We start from the raw sequence: 25,256 nt of genomic DNA on the forward strand, positions 1-25,256 counted from the left end.
GAAAAGGCGCCGCAGCGCGGGCAGGCTCCACCAGCTGCCCGAGCCCGAGCCGCCAGCAGCAGTCGATCCCCGATCTGCTCAACATGGTCCACGATCACATTTGCCAGATGCGGGAACAGAACCCCGAGGTCAGAGAGGCACCGCGCACACGATCGCAGCTATCTGGGTCTGGTCCACCACGGACCAGAGCACGTGGTCGTCGCTCGAACCTGAGCGGGGACGCCACGACCTGACTCACTGTGACCGGTTCAGATCCGGAAGAATCAGCCGCATGGCGGTCCGCTGGTTCAGCGTCGTCGTCGACTGCGACGATCCTGCGGCCTTGGCCGAGTGGTGGGCGACGGTCCTGGGGTTCCGTGTGGTCTACCGCAACGAACGCGAGGTCGACATCGCGGCGGACGCGGCCAGCTTCCCCGGCCTCGCTTTCCTGCGAACGCCAGACCGGAAACGGTCCAAGAACCGGCTGCACCTCGACCTCAACCCCGACGACCAGGCTGCTGAAGTGGCCCGCCTTCTCGAACTCGGGGCGACCCGTGTCGACGTCGGGCAGGGCGACGGCGTCGACTGGGTAGTCATGGCAGACCCAGAAGGCAACGAGTTCTGCGTCCTGGCTCGTCAGGACGGCTGGTAAAGGGCCCTCCAGCATGACCCGGCTAGGCCCCGCCAAGTGGCGCTCCGTAACAGGTTCTGACGACCATCACGTGATCGTCGCCAGAACCGGTTCTCGGCTGCGTAGCCAAGTCCGCCAGCGCCGACTCAACGTCCTCCCCTAGCGACCAAAGATCGCTAGCCCTCCACTGCGTCGTCCTCTGCCGGCGCGCGCTCCACCAGGCGGCGGAGGAACTCCCGGAGCATCTCCTGCTCGGCAGCGTCGAACACATCGAGCAGCTCCTCTTCACAAGTGAGGGCGTCGACATGGCAATCGGTGCTGACCCGCAGGCCCTCTTCTGTGAGGTACGAGCGAAGGATCCGCCCGTGGTTGGCGTCGGGCTTGCGTTCGATCAGGCTGCGACGCTCGAGCGTGGCCAGCGCCAGCTGGACTGCCTGCGGCGTGATGAGCAAACGCCGGGCCAGGTCCGCGCCGGAGAGGCCAGGAGTGTCGGCCAGGCGTTTGAGGACGCCGAGCTGCTCCGTCGTGACACCGTGGCTGCGGATGGCACTATTGACCGCCTGGCGGGTGGAGTGAGCGGCTTGTTTTAGCAGCCACATGATGTGGTCCGTAGTGTCCATGACGATCAACCAGGGGATCGGGCGCTCGAACCGACCGGCGCACGACTACTGAATTGGCTCGTCGCTGAACAAGGCCGTGCACAGAATCCCGTGCGGTGACCTGAGGGCATGGGGCGCCACCTGGCGCAGCCCCATGGATTGGTCAAGATCACAGCGTCACACACCTCCCACTCGTGGCGATACATGAGCTCGAGTGCCAAGCCTCGGTCGAGCAGCTTCTGGCCGCTCCGAGCACATGCTGACCATATGCGAGGCCCCTGCGCCGAGGACCGGGGACCGACGTGAGCGTCGGAACAGGCGGGTGCACCTTCCGCGGCGCCGCTGGCTCTCTCGGGTCTGGTGCACGCCCGTCCCCCGGCTGGCTGCGCGCCAGCGGCCCCGGACGGCTCCGCTGTCGCGGTTTCGCCCGTGATCGACGTTGCACGGCCCGGCGGCGACCGTGGACCTGCCAGGACTCCAACGTCGCGCTCGGGGCGCCCCGCGCATCTCGGCGGTCCGGGTAGCGGCGGCGGGCGGCCCGCTGCCACCTGGCCCAACCCCTCCGCATCAGTGTCAAGGACATGATATCAAGTGCTTGTGTTCGCCTCGGGGGCCGTATAGATTTCAGCCAGAGCGTTCTGGGGCAGCCCGATTCCAGCGCACACTCCCCCGGACCAGCGCTGTCATCTGAGGTAGAGGAGTAGCAGTGGCTCGTTGGCCCAAGCCGCCCGAAGGCAGTTGGACGGAGCACTATCCGGAGCTCGGGACCGAGCCGGTGTCCTACGAGGACTCGATCTCGCCGGAGTTATACGAGCTCGAGCGGGAGGCGATTTTCAAGCGCGGCTGGCTGAATGTCGGGCGGGTGGAGCTGCTGCCGAGGAACGGCAGCTACTTCACCAAGGAGATCCACATTGCCAAGACGTCGATCATCGTCTTGCGCGACAAAGACGGCAAAGTGCGGGCATTCCACAACATTTGCCGCCATCGTGGCAACAAACTGGTGTGGAATGATTTCCCTGGCGAGGAGACGAGCGGTACGTGCAGGCAGTTCACCTGCAAGTACCACGCCTGGCGTTACGACCTCGACGGGTCGCTGAATTTTGTGCAGCAGGAGGGCGAGTTCTTCGGCCTCGACAAGAATGACTACGGCCTCGTCCCCGTCCATTGCGACGTCTGGGAGGGCTTCATCTTCGTCAACCTCGCCAAGCGGCCCGAGCAGTCGCTGCCGGAATTTCTCGGGCCGATGGTCACCGCGATCGAGGGCTACCCCTTCGACAAGATGACCGAGCGTTGGCACTACCGCTCCGAGGTGAAGGCGAACTGGAAGCTCTACATGGACGCCTTCCAGGAGTTTTATCACGCACCCGTGCTGCACGCGAGGCAGTATCCGGCGAAGTTCGCCAACGCCGGACAGCAGAAGGGTTTCGAGGCGCCGCACTACCGGATCGACGGTCCGCACCGCCTGGTGAGCACAGCCGGGATCCGGACGTGGGAACTCGACCAGGACATGCGCAAGCCGATAGACGATATCTGCCGCAGCGGAAATTTCGGGCCGTGGGATATTCCCGACCTCGGCGTCGAGAAGATGCCGCCCGGCGTGAACCCCGCTGGTTGCGACCCGTGGGGGCTCGACTCGTTCCAGCTCTTCCCGAACTTCACGATCCTGATCTGGGGACTGGGCTGGTACCTCACCTACCATTACTGGCCGACGGCGTACAACAGCCACATCTTCGAGGGAACGCTCTATTTCGTCCCAGCGAAGACGCCGCGCGAGCGCGTGGCCCACGAGCTCACCGCGCTGACGTTCAAGGAGTTCGGCTTGCAGGACGCCAACACTCTCGAGGCGACGCAATCGATGCTGGAGTCCCGGGTGGTGGACCGGTTCCCGCTGGGTGACCAGGAGGTGCTGTGCCGGCACCTTCACAGGGAGACAGCCAAGTGGATCGACGACTACCAGCGCGGACGTGCGGGGGTATGACAGACGTGATCGAAATGCTGCCCAAGGAGTTCGCCGACCTCGAGCCATTCGTGGCTGACTGGTGCCTGCCGACCGAGCCAGAGCGTTACGACAAGCGCCTCGCCACCTCGATGGACGACATGCAGGCGTATTACGACGTCATCACGCCACGCGCCGAGGCCGCGCTGACGTACCTCGACCAGTACAGCCTGGACGACATGCCGGAGGAGGCGCTCAGGCTGCTGTACATGCTGTATTCGATGGTCATGGTGTCGTTCCCGGTCGAGTGCTGGCACCAGCAGCGCATCCCTGACTCGGGTGCGGCGCAGCTCGACTGCCTGGTTGCGCCAGTCCCGTGAGCGACGCGATCGTCCTTCGGGCCCATCGCTGGGTCGACATCGATGCCGGGTTGGTGAGGTCACCTGCGGTGATCGTGGTGGAGGGCAACCGCATAGTCGCGGTATGCCCCACCGAGCTTCCGGCGACGGCGACCGAGGTCGACCTGGGCGACGTCACGCTCCTGCCCGGACTGATGGACATGGAGCTGAATCTGCTCATCGGCGGTCCCGGTGGCCCAGACGGGCTGCCGAACCCGATGCACGGCGTCCAGGACGATCCAGTATACCGCACCCTGCGGGCCACCGTGAACGCCCGCGCGACACTGCTGGCGGGCTTCACGACCGTGCGCAACCTGGGGTTGATGGTAAAGACCGGCGGCTACATGCTCGACGTCGCGCTGCAGCGGGCGATCGACCAGGGTTGGCTCGAAGGCCCGCGCATCATCCCGGCCGGGCACGCCGTCACGCCGTACGGCGGCCACCTCGACCCGACCGTATTCCAGCGGCTTGCGCCCGGGATCATGCCGTTGGGTGTGGCCGAGGGCATCGCCAACGGCGTGGGCGAGGTACGCGCCTGTGTTAGGTACCAGATCCGCCATGGCGCGAAGGTGATCAAAGTATCGGCGTCCGGTGGCGTGATGTCGCACTCCACGTCGCCGGGCTCGCAGCAGTACTCCGACGAGGAGTTCGAGGCCATCACCGACGAGGCACACCGTGCGGGGATCCGGGTCGCCGCCCACGCCGTCGGCGACTCCGCAGTCCAGGCCTGCATCCGGGCCGGCGTGGACTGCATCGAGCATGGCTTCCTCGCCACGCCCGAGTCGATCCAGATGATGGTCGATCACGGGACGTTCCTCGTGTCGACGACATACCTCACCGAGGCGATGGCGATCGAGCGGGCGGCTCCCGAGCTGCAGAAAAAGGCCGCGGAAATCTTCCCGCGGGCCAAAGCGATGCTGTCCAAGGCGATCGCCGCCGGGGTAAAGATCGCCTGCGGGACCGATGCGCCGGCGATCCCGCACGGCCAGAACGCCAGGGAACTCGTCGCGCTGGTCGACCGCGGCATGACGCCGATACAGGCGCTGCGCGCTGCCACGGTCACGAGCGCCGAGCTCATCCAAATGGACGACGAGCTCGGCCGCCTCGCGGCTGGCTACCTCGCCGACGTCATCGCCGTCCCCGGCGACCCGTCCGAGGACATCACCACCACACAGGACGTCCTGTTCGTGATGAAGGAAGGTCGTATCTACAAACATGTCTGAGCAGCACGCACAGCACGTCGCCGTCGTGACCGGCGGCGCCTCGGGGATGGGTCGCTCGATCTGCGAGCAGCTCGCGGCGCGCGGGCACAGCGTCGCGGTGCTCGACATCAACGGTGACGCGGCGCAGGCCGTTGCCGACGAACTCCGCTCTGCCGGCGCCGACGCGCTGGCGTGCCGGGTCGACGTGGCCGACCGGCCGTCTGTCGATGACGCGTTGGGGAAGGTGCGCAGCGAACTCGGGCCCGTGGCGATCCTGGTAACCAGCGCAGGCGTGACGGCGTTCGAGCCCTTCACCGAGATCACCCTCGAGTCCTGGCGCCGCGTCCTCGACGTCAACCTGACCGGTACGTTCCACTGTGTCCAAGCGGCGATCCCCGACATGGTCGATGCCCGATGGGGTCGGATCGTGACGATCTCGTCGTCGAGCGCCCAGCGCGGCACGCCCGGGATGACGCACTACGCGACGTCGAAGGGCGGCGTCATCACCCTGACGAAGTCGCTGGCCCGCGAGTTCGCGCCGTACGGGATCACCGTCAACACCATCCCGCCGTCCGCCATCGACACACCGATGGCGCGCCAGTCCCAGTCCGTCGGCAACCTGCCCAGCCGCGAGGTCATGGCCCAGGCCATTCCCCTGGGCCGCCTGGGTACAGGCGATGACATCGCTGCCGCCTGCGTGTTTCTCTGCTCTGAGGGGGCGGGTTACATCACCGGGCAGGTCCTCGGCGTCAACGGGGGGTCGGTCATATGACCCTGTGGGGCTCCAGAACCCCGATTCGGCCTGTGAGCTGGTCTTTTGCGGTTGACGGGATCTTCCGTGCAAGTGGTCGGGCAGTGTTGCGATATTCGTTGATCAGCCCGCCGAGGATGCGTGTGCGACAGGTGTCGGCCCCGCCGGGGTGCGGGGTCGGCGGGGGCAACCGGCGGCTGGTCGAGCCGCTCGGCGTGGATCCCAAGACCGCGCAGCACTGGGTGAAGGGGTGGCCCGCTCTGTCGACACCGTGGGTGGAGGATGGTCACGGGCGATGAGCGACGGAAACGCGCGGAGCGCTCAGCAGGCGGAACGATGTCTGGTAGATCACGTCGGCACGGCTGCAGTGATCTACCAGACATCGTGTGACGCCTCCCGGTCAGCGATGCACCGACGGGGCCGCGCTGGCACCGAGTCCGGCGCCGCCCTGGCCGGCGTTTGCGCCCACCCCCACGCTCGGAACCTGCGCGCCGACACCAGCACCGCCCGGCCCCGCACTCGCACCCACTCCTGCGCTCGGCGCCACATGGACGCCAAGACCCGCACCATCCGGCCCCGCGCTCGCACCCGTACCCGCACCCGGAACCTGTGCGCCGACACCAGCACCGCCCGGCCCCGCACTTCCACTCACACCGGCGGTGGTGCCCGGTGTCGCGGCGGCGTCGGTCTCTGCCTGTAGTGCCTTCGCGCAGAAGGCGTCGACCTTGTCAGGGCTGCCGGCGGCAGTGACGAGCGCGCGCATGTTCGGGGAATCGAGAGTCGTGCGGGCGTCGGTCGCTGCGGCGGCTGTGTAGGTGTGGCACAGGCCGAGCAGTGACGCCGAGACGGACGCGCCGGCACTCGGCACGGGGATCGCCGGGATGCTCACCTCGGCGGAGGGCGAGGCCGTCGGGGACACAGCGGCGCTGCCACCCCCACCGGCGATGGGGAGTACTCCTGTGCTGGCAGCGACGGCGACGCCACCGATAGCCGTGGCCCCGGCCGCCATTGCGGCGGCCTTCACGGTCAGGAGTTTTGCGAACATCAGCTTGATCATGGGTTTTCTCCGCGGCTGGGTGACGTGGGTGAGACGCGCCTCCCGGAAAGCGGCCACGGCCGCTTCCTCACCGTCAAGTTCGCCATCGCGGGCCGGAGCGGCCACGGCGGCGAGCAGGTCGGCAAGGGGATCCGCACCGACCCCGTCGTTGACCGGGCCGCCGCGAAGCATCCGTTCTGCCTCGCCCCGGCCGATCCGACGGGGTCGGTGTGTGCTCATCTCACGTCCTTCAGCGTCGAAGCTCTCGCCGGTGTTACACCGGGCCGCGGCCCATGGTCATCGTCGCGTGCTGTCACCCCGATCATGTTCACCTGCCTCCGGTCGACCGGCTTCGGTGATCCCCTGCTCAGCGAGCTGTTCGGCGAGCCGGCGCAACCCCCGGTGCGCCGCGGTGCGGACTGCGCCGGCGCGCTTGCCCAGGACCCGCCCCGCGGTTTTCGCGTCCAGCCCCATGACTACCCGCAGGAGCACCGCCTCCGCCTGGTCCAACGGCAGACCCGCGATCAGGCGCATGGCGGCCTCGGTGGACATCGCCTCCAACGCCCCTCCGGCGGTGTCGTCGGGCGCGGCCAGTTCTGTCGTCACCATCTCAACCGGTATGTCGTCTCGCTGGCGGCGAGTGCGTCGGCGCAGGTGGTCGAGCGCGCGGTGACGCGCGATCGTGGCTGCCCAGCCACGAAACCCGTCGAAGTCCCCGCGGAACGATGCCAGGTCCCGGGCTATCTGCAGCCACGCCTCGGACGCCACATCCTCGGCGTCGTTGCCGACGAGTACCCGCAGGTACCGCAGCAGACCCGGCTGGATCAGCCGGTAGATCAACCTGAAGGCCGCCTCGTCACCGCGCTGCGCTTCGATCACTGCCGAGGAGAGATCCAGTTCCTCGATCGGCGGACTGTCGGCCCCGGCGAAGGCATGTGGAACCGGTGGCGCCGATGTCAGCGAGGCTGCCGTGCTGACAGATGCGGATGTCGACCCCGCGGGGCCAGATGATCGTCGCGGGGTGCCACCGGTGGCGACTGCGTCTCCGCTCATCTCCGCGCTCTCGCTCACCGCGCAGATGATGCGACCCCGGTCAGAACAGGACGACAGCAGGGGCTTGCTGGTAGCAGGACGACACCGCACCGATACGGTCAGCTGCACATCTCGCCGGCTGATACGCGGTCGAGACCTGGTCGGGTGGCCCGGGGGGATCGCACCCCCGGCTCCCGCAGAACGGAGCGTGAGCCTCTCGGTTCACTCCGCTCTTCTCGTCGCACTGTTGCAGGAGGGGGGACAGCTGCGACCGGTAGAACCGGCCGTAGTAGTTCATCCAACCCGCCACGACCGCATTGATCAGCGCGGCGAGCTCGCCCAGGTCGTGTCTGGTTCGCGTGTGGAGCCGCCTCGGCGGACCTGCTGGCTCATCCTCCCCAGCGCCTCAGGGCTGACCGCGGGCTGGAAGCCCACGAACATCGTCCCGGCGGCTCTCCTGGCGCCTCTGGGCCGGAAGGCGTACCCCAGGAACGTGAACGAGGTGTGCTCGTACGAGCCACGTCGCCTTCCGTCCTTGCAGTACACGATCCTGGTCTTGGTCGGGTGCAGCCGCAGCTGTGGACGGTCACGAAATTCCCCAGTCGTGAGGGGCTGACGGTCACGTAATTCCCCACCTCGATCACGTAATTCCCCGTGGGGACGGGGTGCGTGTCGGGCTTGGAGTGGTCCTCCCGTTCGAGCACTGTTGCTCCTCGTCTGCGCAGGTCAGGCGGGGGGTGCCGATGGCGAGGAGAACCTTCGAAGTGATCGACATCGTGGAGATCCTGGTCCACTGGCACGCCGGCCGGTCGAAGAACGAGATCGCGGCCGCAAGACGATCCGCAAGTACGTGGCCCCGGCGGAAGCCGCGGGCCTGGTGCCGGGCGGCCCGCCGGTGGCCGAGGCGGAGTGGACCGCCCGGGCACGGGAGTGGTTCCCCGAGCTGGCCGACACCCGGTTGCGGCAGGTGACCTGGCCGGAGATCGCCAAGTACCACGACTACATCGCCGACCAGCTGAAGGCGGGCGTCACCGTGTCGACGGTCCACCAGCGGCTCGCCTGCGAGCACGGTCTGGCGGTCTCGGTCGCCAGCCTGCGCCGCTACGTCCGCGCGAACATGACCGAAGAGGCCCGCCGGTCGCAGGTCACCGTCCGCGCGCTGGCCCCGTCGACGCCGGGCGAGATCGGCGAGGTCGACTACGGCCGGCTCGGGACGTGGACCGACCCGGCGACGGGGGCGCGGCGGACGGTGTGGGCGTTCGTGCTCGTGCTGGCCGCCTCCCGGCACCTGTTCGTCCGCCCCGTCGTCGCGATGGACCAGCACGCCTGGACCGTCGCGCACGTGCTGGCGTTCGCCTTCTTCGGCGGCGCGCCGGCCCGCCTCGTCCCGGACAACCTCAAGACCGGGGTCGACCGGCCGGACCTCTACGACCCGAAGCTGAACCGCTCGTTCGCCGAACTCGCCGCGCATTACGGGGTGCTGGTCGACCCGGCCAGGGCGTTCCGGCCGAAAGACAAGCCGCACGTCGAACGGCAGATGCCCTACGTCCGCGACAGTTTCTGGCGCGGCCGGACGTTCACGTCGCTCGAGCAGATGCAGGCCGAGGCGCTGCGCTGGTGCACCGAGGTCGCCGGGGCACGGGCGTGCCGGCCGCTGGACGGCGCCGCCCCGCTGGCCGTGTTCGACGCGGTCGAACGCGGCCCGCTGGTCCACGGTGAAGGTCGGACCCGACGTCCACGCCCGGGTCGAGAACAGCCTCTACTCGCTGCCCTGGCGCTACCTCGGGCAGACCGTCCAGGCCCGCTCCACCGCGACCATGGTGCAGTTCTTCGTCGCCGGGCAACTTGTGAAGACCCACCCGCGCAAGGTGCGAGGCAAGCAGACCGACCTGGGCGACTACCCGCCCGAAAAGATCGCGTTCCACATGCGGACCCCGACTTGGTGCCGCGCCCAGGCCGAGAAGGTCGGACCCGCCTGCGTGCAGCTGGTCGGCGGGCTGCTCGCCGAGAACGCCCTCTACCGGCTGCGCGCCGCCCAAGGCGTCCTCGGCCTCGCCGACCGGCACGACCCCGCCCGCCTGGAGGCCGCCTGCGCCAAGGCCCTCGCGGTCGGCGACCCGTCCTACCGCACCGTCAAAGGAACCCTTCGCCGCCGGCACCGAAACCCAGCCCACCGCGGCGTCGGCCGGCGACGCCGGAGCGGCGGCGTTCCTCCACGGCCCCGACCAGCTGCTGGCCGACGTCATCCCCCTGGCCGTCCCGACCCCCGCCGACGCCGCGGACCCGGCCACCACGCCCGCCCCGACCAGCACGGTCAGGCGTCGTGACTCCCACGACCGCCGTCCCCCAGACGACGGCCACCACCGCGACCGCGGTCCCCGCGGCCGCCCCGACCACAGGCAGGACAACCATGACGACCACCATCCCTCCCACGGTGACCGACCGCAACGGCCTGCTGCAAACCCTGCGCGCGCTGAAACTGTCCGGGATGCTCGACACCCTCGACGCCCGCCTCGCCCAGGCCGCCGCCGGCCAACTCGGCCACCTCGAGTTCCTCCAGGTCCTCTGCCAGGACGAGGCCACCCGTCGCGACGCCACCGCCATGACCCGCCGGCTACGCCGCGCCCGCTTCCCCGAACAAGCCACCCTCGAAGGCTTCGACTTCACCGCCAACCCGAAACTCCCCGCCGCCCAGATCCGCGACCTCGCCGCCCTACGCTGGCTCACCGCCGGCGAACACGTGATCCTCTACGGCCCCGTCGGCGTCGGGAAGACCCACATCGCCCAGGCACTCGGCCACCAGGCTGTCCGCGCCGGCGCCGACGTCCGTTTCACCACCCTGTCCCGCGCGTTGGCCGACCTCGCCGGCGGCCACGCCGACGGCACCTGGACCCGACGGCTCGCCGAACTCGCCCGACCAGCACTCCTCGTCCTCGACGACTTCGCCATGCGCGAACTCACCGCCACCCAAGCCGACGACCTCTACGAACTCATCCGCGAACGCTCCGGGAAGTCCGTCCTCCTCACCTCGAACCGCTCACCCGTCGACTGGTACCCGCTCTTCCCGAACCCCGTCGTCGCCGAGTCCCTCCTCGACCGGCTCGTCAACGCCGCCCACCAAGTCGTCATGAACGGCCCCAGCTACCGGCCCAACAAGCGCCCAAGAAACCCCGTCGTCCCCCCGGCCAACACGACCACCAGCCCGCATCAACATCGCGGGCCACCTGGGGAATTACTTGCACACAGCCCCTGGGGAATTACCTGATGGTTCACAGTTGGGGGCGTAGTATCACCCGTATTGTCTAACATTTATCTGCACCGGTTGGACGAGTTCGTCGAGACAGTTCTCATCCCGGAGTACACCCGAGGGGAACGCAGGGCACCCAACCCTGACTATGAGAGAGCGAAATCGGCTGCCCGGCGGGCACGTGCACGCGGAGACCACGCCACCGCGCGGGAACTACATGTACGGCGGCGGAGCATGCCCAGCACGGATCCGAACGATCCGGGCTACCGGCGGCTTCGCTATATCCGCTATGCCGACGATGCCCTCCTCGGGTTCACCGGACCACAAGCCGAGGCGGAACAGATCAGATCACGCCTCGCGACGTTCCTGCGTGACGACCTCAGGCTGGAACTCAACGAGGACAAGACCCTGATCACGCATGCCAGAACAGGCGCAGCGTCCTTTCTCGGCTACGAGATCATCGCCCAGCACAGCCCGACCCGCCCGCGCGTCAACGGAGTCATCGGGCTGCGCGTACCCCGGACGGTGGTCCAGGCGAAATGTTCCCCCTACCTGAAGCACGGAAAACCCGAGCGCCGCCCCGAGTTGTTGAACTTCGACGACTCACTCGTCATCAGCACCTACGGGGCCGAGTACCGGGGCATCGTCCAGTACTACCTGCTGGCCGGTGACGTCTGGAGACTGAACCGGCTGGAATGGGTCGCCAAAACCTCCATGCTCAAGACGCTGGCCGCCAAGCACCGTTCGACGGTGACGAAGATGGCCCGTAGATACCGGGCCAAAATCGACACCCGCACGGGAAACGCACGTGCTTCGAGGTCAGCGTCGAGCGAGCAGGCAGAAAACCACTGGTCGCCAGGTTTGGTGGAATCCCGCTGAGACGGCAGAAAAAGGCGGTCATCGACGACCGGCGACCCGCCCCGGCCACCACCCGCAAGGAGCTCATTACCCAGCTCCACGCAGGCCGACGCGAATGGTGTCAGCGACACACGGACGTGGTAGTCCACCAGGTCCGCACACTCGCCGACCCCACCAGGCCGGGACGCCCACAGCCCGCGTGGACGCAACTCATGGCCGAGATGCGTAGAAAAACCCTGGCGGTCTGTACCACCTGCCATCAAACCATCCACGCGGACACCCATACCGCAATCACGGCGTAAGTCACTGGAGAGCCACGTGCCCGGAAACAGGCCCGCGTGGTTCGGACCGGGGGCCGGCGGAAAAGGACCCGCCACACAGCGGGTACCTCGCCGCCGGCCTACCGGTGTGGCCGGAGACCTTCAAGCAGGGTGGGCCGTGGGGCGAGGTGTCTGCTGGGCAGATCCTTTTCCCCACGGCCTCCCACCGAACCGGACTGGCCCGTTTCCGAGCATCCGGCTCTCCAGTGATCTCGGAGGACACCAAGCACCGTGTCGGCGTTCTGCATTTCGCATACCTCCCGGCAGTGTGATGTCCGATCACCTGCACCCCTTCGCCCTGTGGACGGCTTTCCCATCCTCCCTGGCGGGTCGTTACTCCCGCGACTAATACGGGTGCTCCGTCGCCGTAGGGCTCGCGCCCCTTAGGCGATCCCACGTTCGTCCTGGCCGTACATAGCAGCGTGACGTAGGCGTCCCACTCATCTCCTTGAATACCCTCGCTGGGCATCGCTCCGCACCCCGAAGGTTGCACCAGCCAACGTACGAAGCCGGTGCAGGGCGCAGCGTCGGTGTCAGGCGTCTTTCCGGCGGACGGGACGTTGCATCATCTGGAGATTGGGATTCAAGCAGTCCAGCCTTCGCCATATCACGCGGGTCTCCCAGCGCACCGCCCCATACGCCTGGGCACAGCCGCTGGTTTCCTGGCATGCTGCTGTCCCCGTCAGCCTTTCGACCTCGGGTAAGCCATCAGACCCAGGGACCTCCCTTCGAATCCCTCCCAGCTGAGCCGGGGATACGGCCAAGCGCCTCGTGGCGCACTACGTTTCGTCGATGAACCATCTGTCTCCGGGACGGTGCCGGCACGGCCGGGCCGCTTCGACCAGCGAGGGTGTGAAGCGCTGCACCCACCGGTAGACCGTGACGTGGTCGACGGCGATGCCGCGTTCGGCGAGCAGCTCCTCGACATCCCGGTAGGACAGCGCGAACCGCAGGTACCAGCGGACCGCCAGCACGATCACCTCCGGTGGGAACCGCAACCCCGCGAACTCCGACGTCGAAGCCGGTGGACGGACACGACGTCGGCGCATCACTCGATCATGACTGATCGGCGGCCTCGATGGCGGACTTCGCCGATGCGACTGTGCCCGCTCAACTCCCCGTACCGTCGGCACAGAGGCGTTCCTGGGTGACCTGGAAGATACGGCCCATCGGATCGACCTGGACGAATGCACTGCATTCAAGCGGCTTGCCGACGTTGGTGGCGAGGTCGACCGGCTCGATCAGACCGCCCGCGTCGTAGCCGGTAACCTCGCGTAGCCCGCTAATGAAGCTTTCCCGGGTCGGACAGGCGCCAGCCTCCTCGAGTCCCCGAATGAACAGGTCCGCATAGATATACCCGTACATCGCGAACTGCTGCTCGGGCATGGCAAGTTCCGGAGCGAACCGTGCGATCGCACTTCGATAACGTTCGATGGCCGCTCCTCCGGCCTCGAATGGACGGAAGTACACCGGAAATGAGACACCAGCCAGGGCGGTCCCCAGTGTGCTCAGCACACCGCGGTCGTACCCGACGAGCGAGACGGCGGAAACAAGTTTGGCGTTTGCGCTGCGAGCAGCCTGCATGATGCTGGCGAAGTCGTCCGGAGTGGTGACGCTCACCAAAGAGTCGGCTCCGGAATCGACCAGCTGCTGTGCTACCCGAAGAGCGCTGTCACCGCTCGAGTACGACACGGTTCCGACCATGGTCAACCCCATCGCCTGCAGGGCCGAGACATACCTTTCAACATAGCTCGCTGTGAAGGCTGACGCACCGGCGGTGATGAAAGCGACCTTTGTCCCGCCATTGGCTTGGATATAACGGCCGACGGTCTGCGGCGACATCTCATAGGAGTTCGAGAACATGTTCGGGTGGCTCTTCCAACTAGCATCGGCGAGGCCTACAACTGGAATTCCTGCGGATCCCAAGCTCTCGATCGAGCCGCTGATCGACGTGGTGATGGCGACGACGCCGAACACAGATTCCACGTTGACAAGCTCGGCGACAGCTTTGGCGTTCTGTGAAGGGGAGGCCGCATCGTCGCGCCATTCGTAGACAGGGCGACGTCCATTGACTCCGCCTTCGTGGTCTGCCAGACCAAGCCTGGCGTCGACCCCGGCACGAGCCGAGGACAGCGTCTGGTTTCCGGATCCCGAGTCAGAGAAGACCAGGCCGAACTTCACCTGATCAGAAGTGACTCCGGGGCTGTCGCAGGCGGTAGCCACCTCTCTTCCAGAGTCAGATCCCGAACAACTGGTCGCGGCAGCCGCAATAATCGCAGCCATCGCGACAACAAGTTTTGCACCCTGCGCTAATCGCATACGCTTCCCCTAGAAGATCACGAACGAGCGCCTGGCGTCTAGTCGGTCGCGGCCCGAGCCTTAGCGGGCACCTCGCGGTCGAGCGCATCGTCCACATAGATCAATATGCTGATACTGAAGGCATACTAGCTAGCTAGCGACCCTCGACGTCGAGCCACACAAGCCCCCGACCTGCGCATCTATCCCGACTGGACCGCCGCGCCATCGGTCAAAAGGTGCCATACTGGCGGTTCCCATTTTTAATGATTTGCACGTCAGTCACGAGTGCGTCACCTATCCGGCATCCGAGACCACGCTGGCCGTTCTGTCACCCGCCGCTGACGCCCTCCGCCAGATCGCGAAGCAGGAATCGGCCGACGAGGACGGTATCGAAGCGATCATCGCCGCGCTCGTCGACCGCCAGGTGGCCAAGGCACCGGCCTCGGCGCTGACCCACGTTGATTCCGCACGAGGCCGCGCCCATGCGCGTTCTGCGCGACCCACCCAGCACCGCAGACCGATCGGCGCCCCGCCCGCTGTACAGCCGGCTCTACCCACCCCTGCCGGTGGCAAGGTCAACCACCGTCCGCACCCCCTGGACTGAGAGCGACTCCGAACAGCCAAACCCCCTACCAGCCAGCAGCGTCCCACCGTCGGGAACGCTCCACCGCCACGCTGTTCCCGCTGGTCGATCGCACCGGCCCGCCCAGCGCGGATGTGGTCGGGGGCGATGGGCCACCGCCCCCGACCACCGGCGGTCAGCCCGGGCGTGGCTCGCGTGCCCCGGACATCGCCGGCTCGCGGTACAATCGGCTGCCGCGGGAGCAGCTATGCCGATCTTCAGCACGGAGCTGTCTCAGACTGCACGATCACCTGGTCTCGGGAAAGGGCGGACAGCCGCGCTGGCCGGTGCGCGTTCGTGGGCGCGACGAGCCCGGCGGGTACCGCCCGCGCCTTGACGGTCGTCGATGTGTCCGGTGACAGTCCATCAGCGGTCTCTCTATCCAGCTGCCAGCGGATTGTCACCGGCAATGATGTGAATGAACTAGTCCGGCGGAACTATGAGCTGGTGGCATGCGGGTCGAATCCCATGTCGATCAACTTCTGCACGGTCGAAAGGCACCCGTCGGGTCCCGTCAACGGGGAGGAATCAGCATCCGCCGGGGCGGCATGGCGCCCCGGCGGCGTCGTTCCCCGAGATCCTCGCCACAGACCCATCGAAAAAAACTATGAATGTAGTTGAGGCTCTCCTGGGAGAACAGGCATGAAATCCGGTCTCTTCTTGTAGCGGTTCATCGAGCTACGGAAGGAGGTCGCCCGTGCACGATCCGGCCCACGCCGGTCCCGAATCCCCAGAATCCTCCTTTACCCCGTCCTGCCCCCGCCCCACAGCCCTGGGCGCGCCCGCAGGGCGGCTCACAACGCGGACGGTCCCACGGCCCCGGCCCTCCACTCGCCAGCGCGCCCGCACGCTGATGTGCCTCTCACCGGGACACAGGTCTTCCCCGGTTGGCATGGCCCATGACTTCCACGGCGCATAGCCCAGACAGCAAGCTCAGGATTCCGGCGTCAGCTCAAGATGCCCGGGTGCGACTGTCACGAACAGCATCCATCGATCGCCTTGTCCTCGTGTGACATGCCCAGCGCCGGTGTCATCGTCGATGAATGCCATGTCACCTGCGACGGGTCGGGTCACGGTCCCGTCACCTGTTTCGTTTTCGGCGCATCCGTTGAGTGTGATGCCCAGCTGCGGACGTGGCCCGTTGTGCCAAATGCCCGGTACATAGGCGGCGTCACCGTAGTCGCGGCGTGTCACGAAGGCTCCCTTGGACTTGGGCCAATGCTCAACCGCTGGGACCGGGGCCAGGGAGCCCGGCCAACGGAACGGCTCTGAGCGCGACGATCCGTTGTCGTCATAGATCCACGTCAGGAGGGGCCGCCCCGTCCGTACGATGCTGTCACGTCGCGCCTGATTGTCTCCCGGTTCCGGTAGCCAGCCTGGGGTGAGAGCGATAAACAGCCAGGCGTCTCCCTCCCATGCGTGAGTGAGGGCACCGGCAGATCGGACGTCTGCGCAGACCATGTCACCGGGACCTAGGTTGACCGGGCTGGCGTGCTGAGCGACGACGCGCACCTCGCCCGACAGGATCACCATGAAGTGACATCCAAATGCGGCCAAATCCGGTGCTGCGCCTTGCCGCAGGCGAGTCAGCCAAAAGGCACTAGCCCCGCTCCTTCATCGCATCAGGAGCACTTTCCTATTTGCCACCGCCCAACAGACGATCAGCCCCGCGAAAGCCCGAGGCTAAGGCCATGCCTATAGGTCCAGCACCCGAGATAACGACGGGAGCCGCCGACGAGGCGTCTTGGGTAACGGGCACGATCTCTCCTAGCGCCTACTCAATTCCGTCTGCCGGAATCTGATTTCAATCTAACAGGTACGGGTCGCTGTGTCGAGGGTCACTTTGCGCTGGTGGGCGGCGTCCGTAGCGAGTCACGCGCCGGACGGCGCGAGGACGATGTCGAACCGCACCCACGACCAAGGCGTGTCGCGTAGCGCGCGGCCGTCGTTCGACATGGCGACCGGTGGATCGGGCGGTCCATCACCCCGCCTCACACCTGGATGATCAGGTTGGGGTGGCTGCAGGTGAGGCGCGTCGCGATCCGGGCGACAGTCTGTCGTCGCGGCGCTGGTGTTGGACGCGTTGGGTCGCGCTGGTCGCCAGTTCTGCCTGGCGAGGTGTTCGAGGCCGCATTGTCGACCTTGATGGCGTCTAGTGGGCGCGAAAGGATCAGTTCCCGCCCAGTTGGGGGATGTCCAGCTCGTGCTGGACCACGTCGATGTCGGCCTGCTGTTTGAGTAATACGGTGATGGTCCTGGCGAAGGTGGACCCGTCCAGCTCGGTGATGTTCAGCAACGCGAGCGTGCGGGCCCAGTCGATGGCTTCCGACAGCGATGGGGGCTTGCGAAGGTTGAGCTCACGGATGGTGTGCACGATCCGGACGATCTGGGTGATGAGTGCGGGCTCGATCTCGGGCACCCGAAGCCGGAGGATCTCCGCTTCCCGCGCGATGTCGGGGTAACTCACGGGGAGGAAGAGGCAGCGGCGTCGCAGCGCATCGGAAAGCTCGCGGGTGCCGTTGGAGGTGAGGAAGACAAGAGGTTGGCTGCGGGCGCGCAGCGTGCCGAGCTCGGGAATGGTCACCTGAAAGTCGGACAGCACCTCCAGCATGAGGGCTTCGGCCTCGACCTCCACCCGGTCGATCTCGTCGATGAGGAGTACTACCGGGTCGGCGGCGAGGATCGCTTCGAGCAGGGGCCGGGCCAGCAGGAACTCCTCACTGAACAGAGCGGCGGAAGTTTGTCTCCAGGCCATCTGATCGGCCGACGGGTGCACCGTCGCGCTGGTGGTCGCCTCACGTTGGCGAGGACCCACCGAAAGGGGATTCGCCGCCTGCAGCCACAGCAGTTGCTTGCGGTAGTCCCATTCGTAGAGCGCCTTCGTCTCGTCGAGCCCCTCGTAGCACTGCAGCCGGACGAGCCGCGCGCCGACGGTCGCGGCGACGGCCTTGGCCAGTTCGGTCTTACCCACGCCGGCGGGTCCCTCGAGGAGCAGTGGCCGGCCAAGGCGTTCGGCGAGGAAGACGGCGTCGGCCGTCATCGCGTCGGCGAGATACCCGCAGCCGAGCAGCCGAGCGCGAATCTCCTCTGGCGAGGTGAATGGCTTCGGCTTGACGCGTGGGAGGTCGCCGACCTCGTCCCGGCGCCAGGGGATGGCGCTCACCGTGCGGCGTCCCAGGTTTCCTGCGCCCCCGCCGCCGACGTCTCCTGCGCGGGCGTCGGCAGGGCGGCCGGCGCGAGGATCACATTGAAGGCGACCGAGTACCAGACCTGGTCGGATCCGACGCCCGGTGGCCGGTCGGCCTCGCCGGGGGCATGCCGGTGGAAGTGGCGGATGAGCGAGTGTTTGACGCCGAACACGGCGTCGCTGTCCAGGTAGCGGCTTTCATCGTCGAAGAGGTGGGTGGTGACCTGCTGGTACCCGGGTGCTCGGACCGTCATGTGCAGGTGAGCTGGTCGCCAGGGGTGGCGTGCGGTTGACGTGAGCAGTTCCCCGACGGGTCCGTCGTCGGGGATCGGGTAGTCCACTGGCCGGACGCCGAGCAGGGCGTAGCTGCCGTCAGAACGGGTGCGGAACACCCCGCGGAGGTTGGTCGGCGGGGCGGCTGGGTCCTGGACGGCGTACAGCATGTTGTCGCCGTTCTGCCAGACATCGACCTCGGCGGAGGCGATGGGCCGGCCGCCGGTGTCCAGAACCCGTCCGGTGAGCCAGGCGGGGTCGCCGGACAGCCGTTCGGCGATGCTCGCTCCGTGCTCGCGGTGGGGGCCGCCGGGGACGTAGAACGGGCCGGTGACGGTTGACTCCGTCATCGCGACGGCGGTGACATCCGAATCGCTCGCCGCGCCGCCGGTCGGGTGGTTGACCAGGTCGACCAGCATGGACAGCCCGAGGATGTCGGAGAGCAGGATGAACTCCTGGCGGGTGTCGGTGCATGTCCGGCCGGTCCGGGTGAGGAAGTCGATCCCGGTGAACCATTCCCGCTCGGTGAGGCGAACCTCCTCGGCAAATGCGTGCAGGTGCCGAACCAGCGTTGTCATCACCTGCCGCAGCCGCGGGTCAGGGGTGTTCGCGAGGGCAGCCACGACCGAGTCAATGACGGATTGAGCGGTTGCTGGAGCGGGGTTCGGGCCGGTGTTCCGCGTCGCGGGTGGGGAGTCGGTGGGCGGGGAGACGGTCATCTCTGCTTCCTCGAGGACGGACGGGTGGCTAGCGGTTCAGCGTGGTGAAGAGCGTGTGCGCGTCACGCTGCTACGGCCTAGACCACGCCGAGGTGTCCCGGCGGCGTCAGCGAAGCCGGTGCATCCGGTGGTTCACCCGACCAGCAGGCTCGTAGCAGTTCGTAGGCGTCGTCGGTGGTCAGGGGCCGCGGGCTTGGGGGGTGCTTTGCGATCAGGGCGGTGGCGATGCCGGGCAGGCTCGCCTCGCCCAGGCCCAAACTGCGCAGCCCGACAGGGGTGCCAACCTTGCGGCCCAGGTCCCAGACCTGCTGAGGGAGCTGTTCCACCGGCGTGTCCAGTGCATCTGCCAGCGGAGCGAGGTGATCGGCGCAGGCCGGTAGCACAAACCGAAGAACATGCGGCAATACCACGCCATGGGTCTCGGCGTGCGGGAGGTCGTGGCGGCCGCCGAGCAGGTGGCACAGGGCGTGGTGCAGAGACGAGCCGGCCGTGTTCAGCGCGTGGCCCGCCAGGCAGGACGCCCACAGCACCTGGGCGCAAGCCCGCGAGTCGGGTGGACCGGTCTGGCCGGGGCGACCGTAGGCGGTGGGCAGCCAGCTGATAAGCAGCCGCGCGCCCTCAACGGCGATCAGTGTGGACAGCGGGTCGGCCTGCGGCGCGTACATCGCCTCGGCGCAGTGCGCGAGGGCGTTCATGCCGCTTGGCCCGACGACCGCCGGCGGGAGGCCGAGCAGCAGCGACGGGTCGTAGACCACGGTGCGGGGAAGGACCAGCGGGTTTCGCCCGGTCGTCTTGGCCCCGTCCGCGCTCTGCCCCCAGATGGTGGTCATCTCGGAGCCGGCGTAGGTGGTGGGCACCGCGAGCAGGGGCAGCCCGGTGCGCAGCGCCACCGCCTTACCCAGCCCCGTGGTGCTCCCGCCGCCAACCGTGACGACCAGGTCCGCGGCGAGCTCGCGGGCCTTCGCCGCGGCCCGGTCGGCGAGATCGACCGGGACATGTTGGCGGATCTCAGTCCACGTGTCGGCGAGCCGGGTGCCCAGCGAGAGCTCGACCCGCCCGCGCAGCCGTGCCAGCGCGTCCCCGCAGATCAGGAGCACCCGTTGTGCCCACAGCCGCTCGGCCTCAGCCCCTACCTGGTCGACGGCGCCGTTGCCGAAGACCAGGCGGGGTGCCCGGGTGTCGCGGGTGAACGGCTTCATCGTCTCGCCAGACCGTTCGCGGCGTCCGGTCCGCGGTACCAGCGCGGCACGGGTGCCTCGACGTTGACCCAGACCGAATGGGCCTCGGTGTACTCGTGCATGGCTTCAAAGCCCATTTCCCGGCCGTAGCCGGAGGTACCGACCCCGCCGAACGGCGAGCCTGGGTTCACCCGCTTGTAGCTGTTCACCCAGACCATTCCGGCGCGCAGCCGGTCGGCGATCCGGTGGGCACGGGCGAGGTCGGAGGTCCACAGCCCGGCGCCCAGGCCGTAGTCCGACGCGTTCGCCTGCGCCAGCGCGTCGGCTTCGTCAGTGAAGGTGCCGACAGTGACGAAGGGACCGAAGATCTCCTCGCGGGTGACCCGGTCGCCGCTGCGGGCCCGGACCACGGTCGGCTCGACGTAGTAGCCGCCGGCGGGCACGCCCCCCGACGGGGCCTGGCCCCCGGTGAGGATCTCACCACCTTCGTCCCGGGCGACCTTGACGTAGCCGAGCACCCGGTCGCGGTGCAGCGCGCTGGTCAGCGGTCCCATCTCGGTTGCCGGCTCGGACGGTCGGCCGACGCGGATCGAGCGGGTGAGGGTGAGAAACCGGTCGAGGAACTCGTCAGCGATGGACTCGGCGAGCAGCAGCCGGCTGCCAGCGATGCAGGCCTGGCCCTGGTTATGGAAGATCGCGAATGCAGAGCCGTGCACCGCGTCGTCCAGGTCGGCGTCGGCGAAGACGAGGTTCGCGCCCTTGCCGCCAAGCTCGAGCTGCACCCGCTTGAGGTTGCCGGCGCTGGCCCGTACAACACCGCGGCCGACGTCCGTGGAGCCGGTGAAGGACACCTTGTCGACATCCGGGTGCTCGGCCAGCCGGGCGCCGGCTGTGGTGCCGAACCCGGGCACGATGTTGACGACGCCTGGAGGGAACCCGACCTCGGCGGTGAGCTCGGCCAGTCGCAAGGTGGACAGCGGCGTGAGTTCGCTGGGCTTCATGACCACCGTGTTGCCGGCGGCCAGCGCCGGGCCGAGCTTCCAACTGGTGAACATCAGAGGGAAGTTCCAGGGGACGACCGCCCCGACCACCCCGACCGGTTGGCGCTGCACGTAGTTGAGGAACCCAGCCTCGACCGGCACCAGCGAGCCGGCGTACTTGTCGGCCATCCCCCCGAAGTAACGGTAGGTGGCCGCCGTGCGCGGCACGTCGAGAACGGTAGTGTCGCGGAGGGGATGCCCGGTGTCCCAGGTCTCGAGCGCGGCGAGTCCCTCGGCGTGGGCCTCGACGGCGTCGGCGAGGCGCAGCAGCAACCGGCCGCGGTCCGCCGCAGCCAGCCCCGCCCAGCCCGGCGCCGCCTTCCGGGCGGCCGTCACCGCCCGGTCGATGTCCTCTGCCCGTCCCTCGGCCACCTCCGTGATGACGCTGCCGTCATGCGGGTCGTAGCTGGGCAGCGTGGAGCCGGAAAGGGCGTCGACGAACTCGCCCCCGATAAACAGCTGGTTAGCGAGCTTGGCGCCTGTACTCATCACGGTCACGTGAAGTCGACGGGCTGCGGCTTGACCTGCCCCGAGCTGATCAGTTTGGGGATCTCTCCGCTGGCGTTTTCCCAGACAAGCAACATCGACCGCTTCGGCGAGTAGCCCTGGTGGCGGATGTCGGCGGGCATCGCGGCCACGTCGCCTGGCTTGGCTATGACGGTGGCGCGCTTGCGACCGGTGTCGCGGTCCTCGACTTCCCAGGTGATCTCGTCGGACAGTTGCACGAACCACTCGGCCCGGTCGTTCCCGTGGATGATCGGCAGGATGTACTCCTCGGTGGTCGGGCACATCAGTGACTCCCGGCAGACGGAGACGACGCTAGGGTTCCACGTCACGTCGGAGCGGGACAGGTAGGCGACGAGGCTGAAGGCGCCTATGCGGTCTTCATACCCCGGTTCCGGGCGCACTTCGGGTTCGTTCTGCGGGACGTCGATGAACTGCCGGTTGACCGGGTAGCCGCGTTCGTCCGACCGCAGCCGCTGGTCGCCGGGCAGCCCGACCATCCGCTCGGCGGTGACCCGCTCACGAGTTACCGCCGGGTTGTTGTCACCGTCCTTCGCTCCAAATGCGGATCCGGTCTCTGCGGGCGAGGCGAACGGGTCGAACCCGGCGTTCGTCCAGTCGGCGATAATGGACTTGAACGTTTCCCGGATCCGCGGCGTTTCGACCGTCTCTAGATGATCGAGCTCGGCCTTGCGGTAGGCGTCGTTATAGCGGCCGGCGAAGATGTCCACGGTGCCGTAGTGGTTGACCGTGCCGAAGACGCCGTCGAAGTTGACGATGCCGTAGAAGAAGTCCCAGGCCACATCCCGCTGCAGGGCGCGCAGGAAAGCGTCCGCGCTCATCACGTGGTAGCCCGTCGGCCAGGAGATGTAGACGAAGTACTCGTCCCGCCGGAACGAGAACTCGCCGAGGGTGAACGTGTGGTATCCATGCTCGTTCGGTGCGCCTGCTGCCTGCTGGGCAGAGTCGGCGTTGGTGTCGAGGCTCACTCGTGCCTTCAATCTGGGGTCGGCCGGTCTTCGGACGGGGTCAGACCGTGGTCTGGCAGATTTCCGCCCACCGGTAGCGGGTGTCGGGGCTTTCAGCGGTCTGGATGAGCAGGACGGCGGGAACCGGGGACGCGTAGCGGTAGGCGCTTCCCGCCGGCAGCAGGGCCATGTGGCCGCGCCGGGCGACAACGGTGCCCATCGCCGGCCCGGTGGGCTCGCCCGGCAGCTCGACCGACCCCAGCGTCGGCCGCTCGACCGCCGCCTCGGGCAGGTCGACGAACGAGAACGTGACCTCCCCGTCCATCACCAGGGCGAACTCGTCATGCCGGCTGGTGCGCCATGGCGAGTCGCCTTCGACCCGGACGACCTCCAGGACATATTCGAGGTTCTTCGCGACCGGGATCTTTTCGAATGGTTTCGCGTGTGCGGCAACCTCATAGACATTGGAGAATGCATAGTTGCGGGGGTCGTCGTCGACGATGACGACTTGGCCCTTTTCGTAGGAGTCGAGTGAGCCGAATCTGGTCTTGTACTCGGGCATTCTGCCTCCGCGTTGTCCGCAGGGCGGCTCGCAGGTCGTCGATCCGCCCGTGCACACGTTAACTAGAGGTCAATTGTGTGCCGTCAGCCGGGGAGCGCTCCTGCACATGCTGCGCGTCCTTCTGCCCAAAATGCGCGCGGCATAGGCGGGTGGCGGGGCGACCCGGGGCCGGGATTGCCGGACGGCCGTGCTCAGCCGTCGCGGCGCACGGCGGCCGGCGTGGTGCCCAGCCGTGCCCGCATCACCCGGGTCAGGTGTTCCTGGTGGGAGAACCCGCACTGGCTGGCGACCTGGACGATGGGGAGGTCGCTGGTGCGCAGCAGGCGGCAGGCCGCCTCCACGCGAAGCCGCAGCAGGAACCGGTGCGGTGTCTCGCCGGTGCTGACCTTGAACTGCCGAGTGAACTGGCTGATGCTCAGCCCGGCCGCGGCGGCGAGGTCGGCCAGTGGCAGGGGCTCCGCGAGCCGGACGTCCATCAGCTCGCGCACCGCGGCGAGCTGGCGGCTGGATAGTCCCTGGACCGTCTCAGTCGTCGCCCGACCCGACGGGGTGACGCTGTGCCGGTGAGCCAGTTGGGCGGCGAGCATGCCGGCGAGATGGTCGGCGTAGGTCTGCGCCGACGGCTCCCACCGGCGTATGACACCGTCCAGGGAGAGCATCAGCTGCTCGAGCAGCGGATCCGCGCTGCCCAGCTCCTCAGCGAGCGTGACGGGGCCGTCCCCGTCGTGCGCTTTCTGAAGGGTCGCATCGGCCAGGTACGCGTGGACGGTGTCGAGCTGTCCGCCGAGCTGGACGGTCAGCTCACTGCCCGCGGGATGCAGGAAGAGTCCGCCGGCGGGGATCTGCCTCGACTGGGTCAGCCGGGCATGGCCACGGCGGACCGTCACCGGTCCGTTCAGATGCAGGATCAGCAGGTGCGTGGCAGCCGGGTCGAAGGTCGCGTGGTACGGGCGCTCCCGCTGGGTGGACACGTAGATCCGGTCCCAGCCCAGTCCCGAACTGGTCCGGCGCGGGCGGATCCAGGGCATGCGCAGGATTCCGTTGGTGTCCATCAGGCCGAGTTCCGTCGCCATCCCAACCTCCCTTCGATCCAGGGTCCTCCGCCCATTCTGGGACGCCTGTCACGTCTTGCGCGATCCCATCCGCCGCGCCCTCCCCTCAACGAGTCGGGCCGCCCCACCCCATCGGCGGCGGCGGGTCCGCCGACCGGCCGGAACCCATCTGCAGTCGCTGCAGGTCGCCGATAGTCGCCGCGGATAGCTGGGCGAGGTGGTCGAGGAGGTCGGTGGCGGGGAACACGCAGCACAGCTCGGACACCCCGGCGGCGGCGAGGTGCAGGATCCGCTGCTGGGCGTCCTCGAGCGTGCCGAACAGCCCTTGCTCCCGGGGATGCCCGGTCACCGTGAACACCGGCTCGGCCGCGGCGCGGGCGGCCGCCTCGGTGACCGTCCGGCCAATCGAGACCGGAACGTCGACCCGTAGCCGCCCCGACGTTCGGTGCCGGGTGACCTTCGCAAGCAGATCGTCCAGGCGTCGCTGCGGCCAGGTGGGAATCCACAGCGGGTCAGGGGCGTCCGTCGGGTCGTTGTCCGCCGGGCCCGCCGCCTGCCACTCGTGGCGTGCGGCGACCGACCAGCGCTCCGAGACAATTTCCGCGACACCGGCTGGGGTGTCCGCGATAAGCTCGCGGGCCAGTGCATCTGTGCTCGCCGGGTCGGGCGTCAGCTCGCCCTCCATCGGTATCAGCACCCGCGACACCCCGAGGCGCGGAGCGGCTGTCAGCAGCAGCTCGGCGGACCGGCGTCCGTGCCGTAGGTCGGCCCACACGGAGACGGTCAACAGGCGCGGTGGCACCGGCGACTCACCCCCGTCATCACGTCATTACTCATCACGATCATTCATCACCTTTATCGGTC

At 67.7% G+C, this 25,256-nt stretch carries 23 protein-coding genes and 2 pseudogenes; 10 read left to right on the forward strand and 15 right to left on the reverse strand.

What is annotated here, in order from left to right; translation table 11 throughout:
- The first annotated feature begins 271 nt into the window (after positions 1–271).
- Positions 272–631 carry a VOC family protein gene (locus AC559T_RS25785; protein ID WP_498870354.1) on the forward strand — a complete coding sequence of 120 codons (360 nt, stop codon included), beginning with the start codon at positions 272–274 and terminating at the stop codon, positions 629–631.
- A 155-nt stretch (positions 632–786) separates the two neighbouring features.
- Here the strand turns inward: AC559T_RS25785 and AC559T_RS25790 are convergent, their stop codons facing one another.
- Entirely contained in the window at positions 787–1,230 is a 444-nt protein-coding gene (locus AC559T_RS25790) for a MarR family winged helix-turn-helix transcriptional regulator (protein ID WP_112107305.1), read from the reverse strand.
- Between the two features lie 685 nt (positions 1,231–1,915).
- On the opposite strand from AC559T_RS25790, the gene AC559T_RS25795 reads away from it, so the two are divergent.
- From AC559T_RS25795 to AC559T_RS25810, 4 genes are read left to right on the forward strand one after another with little or no spacing between them, the layout of a single operon-like run.
- Positions 1,916–3,187, forward strand: a complete 1,272-nt coding sequence (locus tag AC559T_RS25795; protein WP_498870355.1) for an aromatic ring-hydroxylating oxygenase subunit alpha — start codon at positions 1,916–1,918, stop codon at positions 3,185–3,187.
- Complete coding sequence (locus AC559T_RS25800) at positions 3,184–3,525, forward strand: hypothetical protein (protein WP_112108967.1); 342 nt, start codon at positions 3,184–3,186, stop codon at positions 3,523–3,525. The genes AC559T_RS25795 and AC559T_RS25800 overlap by 4 nt, the downstream gene beginning before the upstream one ends.
- Positions 3,522–4,766 carry a metal-dependent hydrolase family protein gene (locus AC559T_RS25805; RefSeq protein WP_498870356.1) on the forward strand — a complete coding sequence of 415 codons (1,245 nt, stop codon included), beginning with the start codon at positions 3,522–3,524 and terminating at the stop codon, positions 4,764–4,766. The genes AC559T_RS25800 and AC559T_RS25805 overlap by 4 nt, the downstream gene beginning before the upstream one ends.
- Positions 4,759–5,517, forward strand: a complete 759-nt coding sequence (locus AC559T_RS25810; protein ID WP_498870357.1) for an SDR family NAD(P)-dependent oxidoreductase — start codon at positions 4,759–4,761, stop codon at positions 5,515–5,517. The genes AC559T_RS25805 and AC559T_RS25810 overlap by 8 nt, the downstream gene beginning before the upstream one ends.
- Before the next feature lie 379 nt (positions 5,518–5,896).
- Here the strand turns inward: AC559T_RS25810 and AC559T_RS25815 are convergent, their stop codons facing one another.
- The 3 genes from AC559T_RS25815 to AC559T_RS25825 form a co-directional block, all read right to left on the reverse strand.
- The gene (locus AC559T_RS25815; RefSeq protein WP_498870358.1) at positions 5,897–6,772 is read right to left on the reverse strand and encodes a hypothetical protein; all 876 of its coding nucleotides are present in this window, start codon (positions 6,770–6,772) and stop codon (positions 5,897–5,899) included.
- 57 nt (positions 6,773–6,829) lie between these two features.
- Positions 6,830–7,411: an RNA polymerase sigma factor gene (locus AC559T_RS25820; protein ID WP_498870359.1), complete on the reverse strand. Its 582-nt coding sequence runs from the start codon at positions 7,409–7,411 to the stop codon at positions 6,830–6,832.
- Between the two features lie 214 nt (positions 7,412–7,625).
- The gene (locus AC559T_RS25825) at positions 7,626–7,874 is read right to left on the reverse strand and encodes a hypothetical protein (protein WP_498870360.1); all 249 of its coding nucleotides are present in this window, start codon (positions 7,872–7,874) and stop codon (positions 7,626–7,628) included.
- Positions 7,875–8,328: 454 nt separating this feature from the next.
- On the opposite strand from AC559T_RS25825, the pseudogene istA reads away from it, so the two are divergent.
- The 4 genes and pseudogenes from istA to AC559T_RS25845 all read left to right on the forward strand — a co-directional run.
- Positions 8,329–9,805: pseudogene (istA, locus tag AC559T_RS25830) on the forward strand (IS21 family transposase); the annotation flags it as partial.
- A gap of 82 nt (positions 9,806–9,887) precedes the next feature.
- Positions 9,888–10,829 (forward strand): IS21-like element helper ATPase IstB, encoded by a 942-nt coding sequence (istB, locus tag AC559T_RS25835; protein WP_498870361.1) that lies wholly within the window; start codon positions 9,888–9,890, stop codon positions 10,827–10,829.
- 216 nt (positions 10,830–11,045) lie between these two features.
- Positions 11,046–11,690 (forward strand): group II intron reverse transcriptase/maturase, encoded by a 645-nt coding sequence (locus AC559T_RS25840; protein WP_498870362.1) that lies wholly within the window; start codon positions 11,046–11,048, stop codon positions 11,688–11,690.
- A gap of 116 nt (positions 11,691–11,806) precedes the next feature.
- On the forward strand, positions 11,807–11,971 hold the full coding sequence (locus AC559T_RS25845; protein ID WP_498870363.1) for an HNH endonuclease: 165 nt from the start codon (positions 11,807–11,809) through the stop codon (positions 11,969–11,971).
- A gap of 800 nt (positions 11,972–12,771) precedes the next feature.
- On the opposite strand, the pseudogene AC559T_RS25850 reads toward AC559T_RS25845, so the two are convergent.
- Positions 12,772–13,038, reverse strand: a pseudogene (locus AC559T_RS25850) (IS6 family transposase); the annotation flags it as partial.
- A gap of 61 nt (positions 13,039–13,099) precedes the next feature.
- Positions 13,100–14,308 carry an ABC transporter substrate-binding protein gene (locus tag AC559T_RS25855; protein ID WP_498870364.1) on the reverse strand — a complete coding sequence of 403 codons (1,209 nt, stop codon included), beginning with the start codon at positions 14,306–14,308 and terminating at the stop codon, positions 13,100–13,102.
- A 247-nt stretch (positions 14,309–14,555) separates the two neighbouring features.
- On the opposite strand from AC559T_RS25855, the gene AC559T_RS25860 reads away from it, so the two are divergent.
- Positions 14,556–14,891, forward strand: a complete 336-nt coding sequence (locus AC559T_RS25860; protein WP_498870365.1) for a hypothetical protein — start codon at positions 14,556–14,558, stop codon at positions 14,889–14,891.
- Between the two features lie 951 nt (positions 14,892–15,842).
- On the opposite strand, the gene AC559T_RS25865 is transcribed toward AC559T_RS25860, so the two are convergent.
- From AC559T_RS25865 to AC559T_RS25905, 9 genes are all read right to left on the reverse strand, one after another.
- A complete protein-coding gene (locus AC559T_RS25865) occupies positions 15,843–16,103 on the reverse strand; it encodes a cupin domain-containing protein (protein WP_498870366.1) in 261 nt (86 codons plus the stop codon).
- A gap of 976 nt (positions 16,104–17,079) precedes the next feature.
- Positions 17,080–18,072 carry an AAA family ATPase gene (locus tag AC559T_RS25870; RefSeq protein ID WP_498870367.1) on the reverse strand — a complete coding sequence of 331 codons (993 nt, stop codon included), beginning with the start codon at positions 18,070–18,072 and terminating at the stop codon, positions 17,080–17,082.
- A complete protein-coding gene (locus AC559T_RS25875) occupies positions 18,069–19,088 on the reverse strand; it encodes a dioxygenase family protein (RefSeq protein WP_498870368.1) in 1,020 nt (339 codons plus the stop codon). The genes AC559T_RS25870 and AC559T_RS25875 overlap by 4 nt, the downstream gene beginning before the upstream one ends.
- A 77-nt stretch (positions 19,089–19,165) precedes the next feature.
- The gene (locus AC559T_RS25880) at positions 19,166–20,287 is read right to left on the reverse strand and encodes a maleylacetate reductase (RefSeq protein ID WP_498870369.1); all 1,122 of its coding nucleotides are present in this window, start codon (positions 20,285–20,287) and stop codon (positions 19,166–19,168) included.
- Positions 20,284–21,795 (reverse strand): aldehyde dehydrogenase family protein, encoded by a 1,512-nt coding sequence (locus tag AC559T_RS25885; protein WP_498870370.1) that lies wholly within the window; start codon positions 21,793–21,795, stop codon positions 20,284–20,286. The genes AC559T_RS25880 and AC559T_RS25885 overlap by 4 nt, the downstream gene beginning before the upstream one ends.
- 5 nt (positions 21,796–21,800) lie before the next feature.
- A complete protein-coding gene (locus AC559T_RS25890; RefSeq protein ID WP_498870371.1) occupies positions 21,801–22,799 on the reverse strand; it encodes a hypothetical protein in 999 nt (332 codons plus the stop codon).
- A 40-nt stretch (positions 22,800–22,839) separates the two neighbouring features.
- The gene (locus AC559T_RS25895; RefSeq protein ID WP_498870372.1) at positions 22,840–23,340 is read right to left on the reverse strand and encodes a cupin domain-containing protein; all 501 of its coding nucleotides are present in this window, start codon (positions 23,338–23,340) and stop codon (positions 22,840–22,842) included.
- Positions 23,341–23,531: 191 nt separating this feature from the next.
- On the reverse strand, positions 23,532–24,413 hold the full coding sequence (locus tag AC559T_RS25900; protein WP_498870373.1) for an AraC family transcriptional regulator: 882 nt from the start codon (positions 24,411–24,413) through the stop codon (positions 23,532–23,534).
- Between the two features lie 85 nt (positions 24,414–24,498).
- Positions 24,499–25,194: a hypothetical protein gene (locus AC559T_RS25905; protein ID WP_498870374.1), complete on the reverse strand. Its 696-nt coding sequence runs from the start codon at positions 25,192–25,194 to the stop codon at positions 24,499–24,501.
- Positions 25,195–25,256: the final 62 nt, after the last annotated feature.

The organism is Frankia sp. Hr75.2 (assembly GCF_949319125.1).
GTDB classification, from domain to species: Bacteria; Actinomycetota; Actinomycetes; order Frankiales; family Frankiaceae; genus Parafrankia; species Parafrankia soli.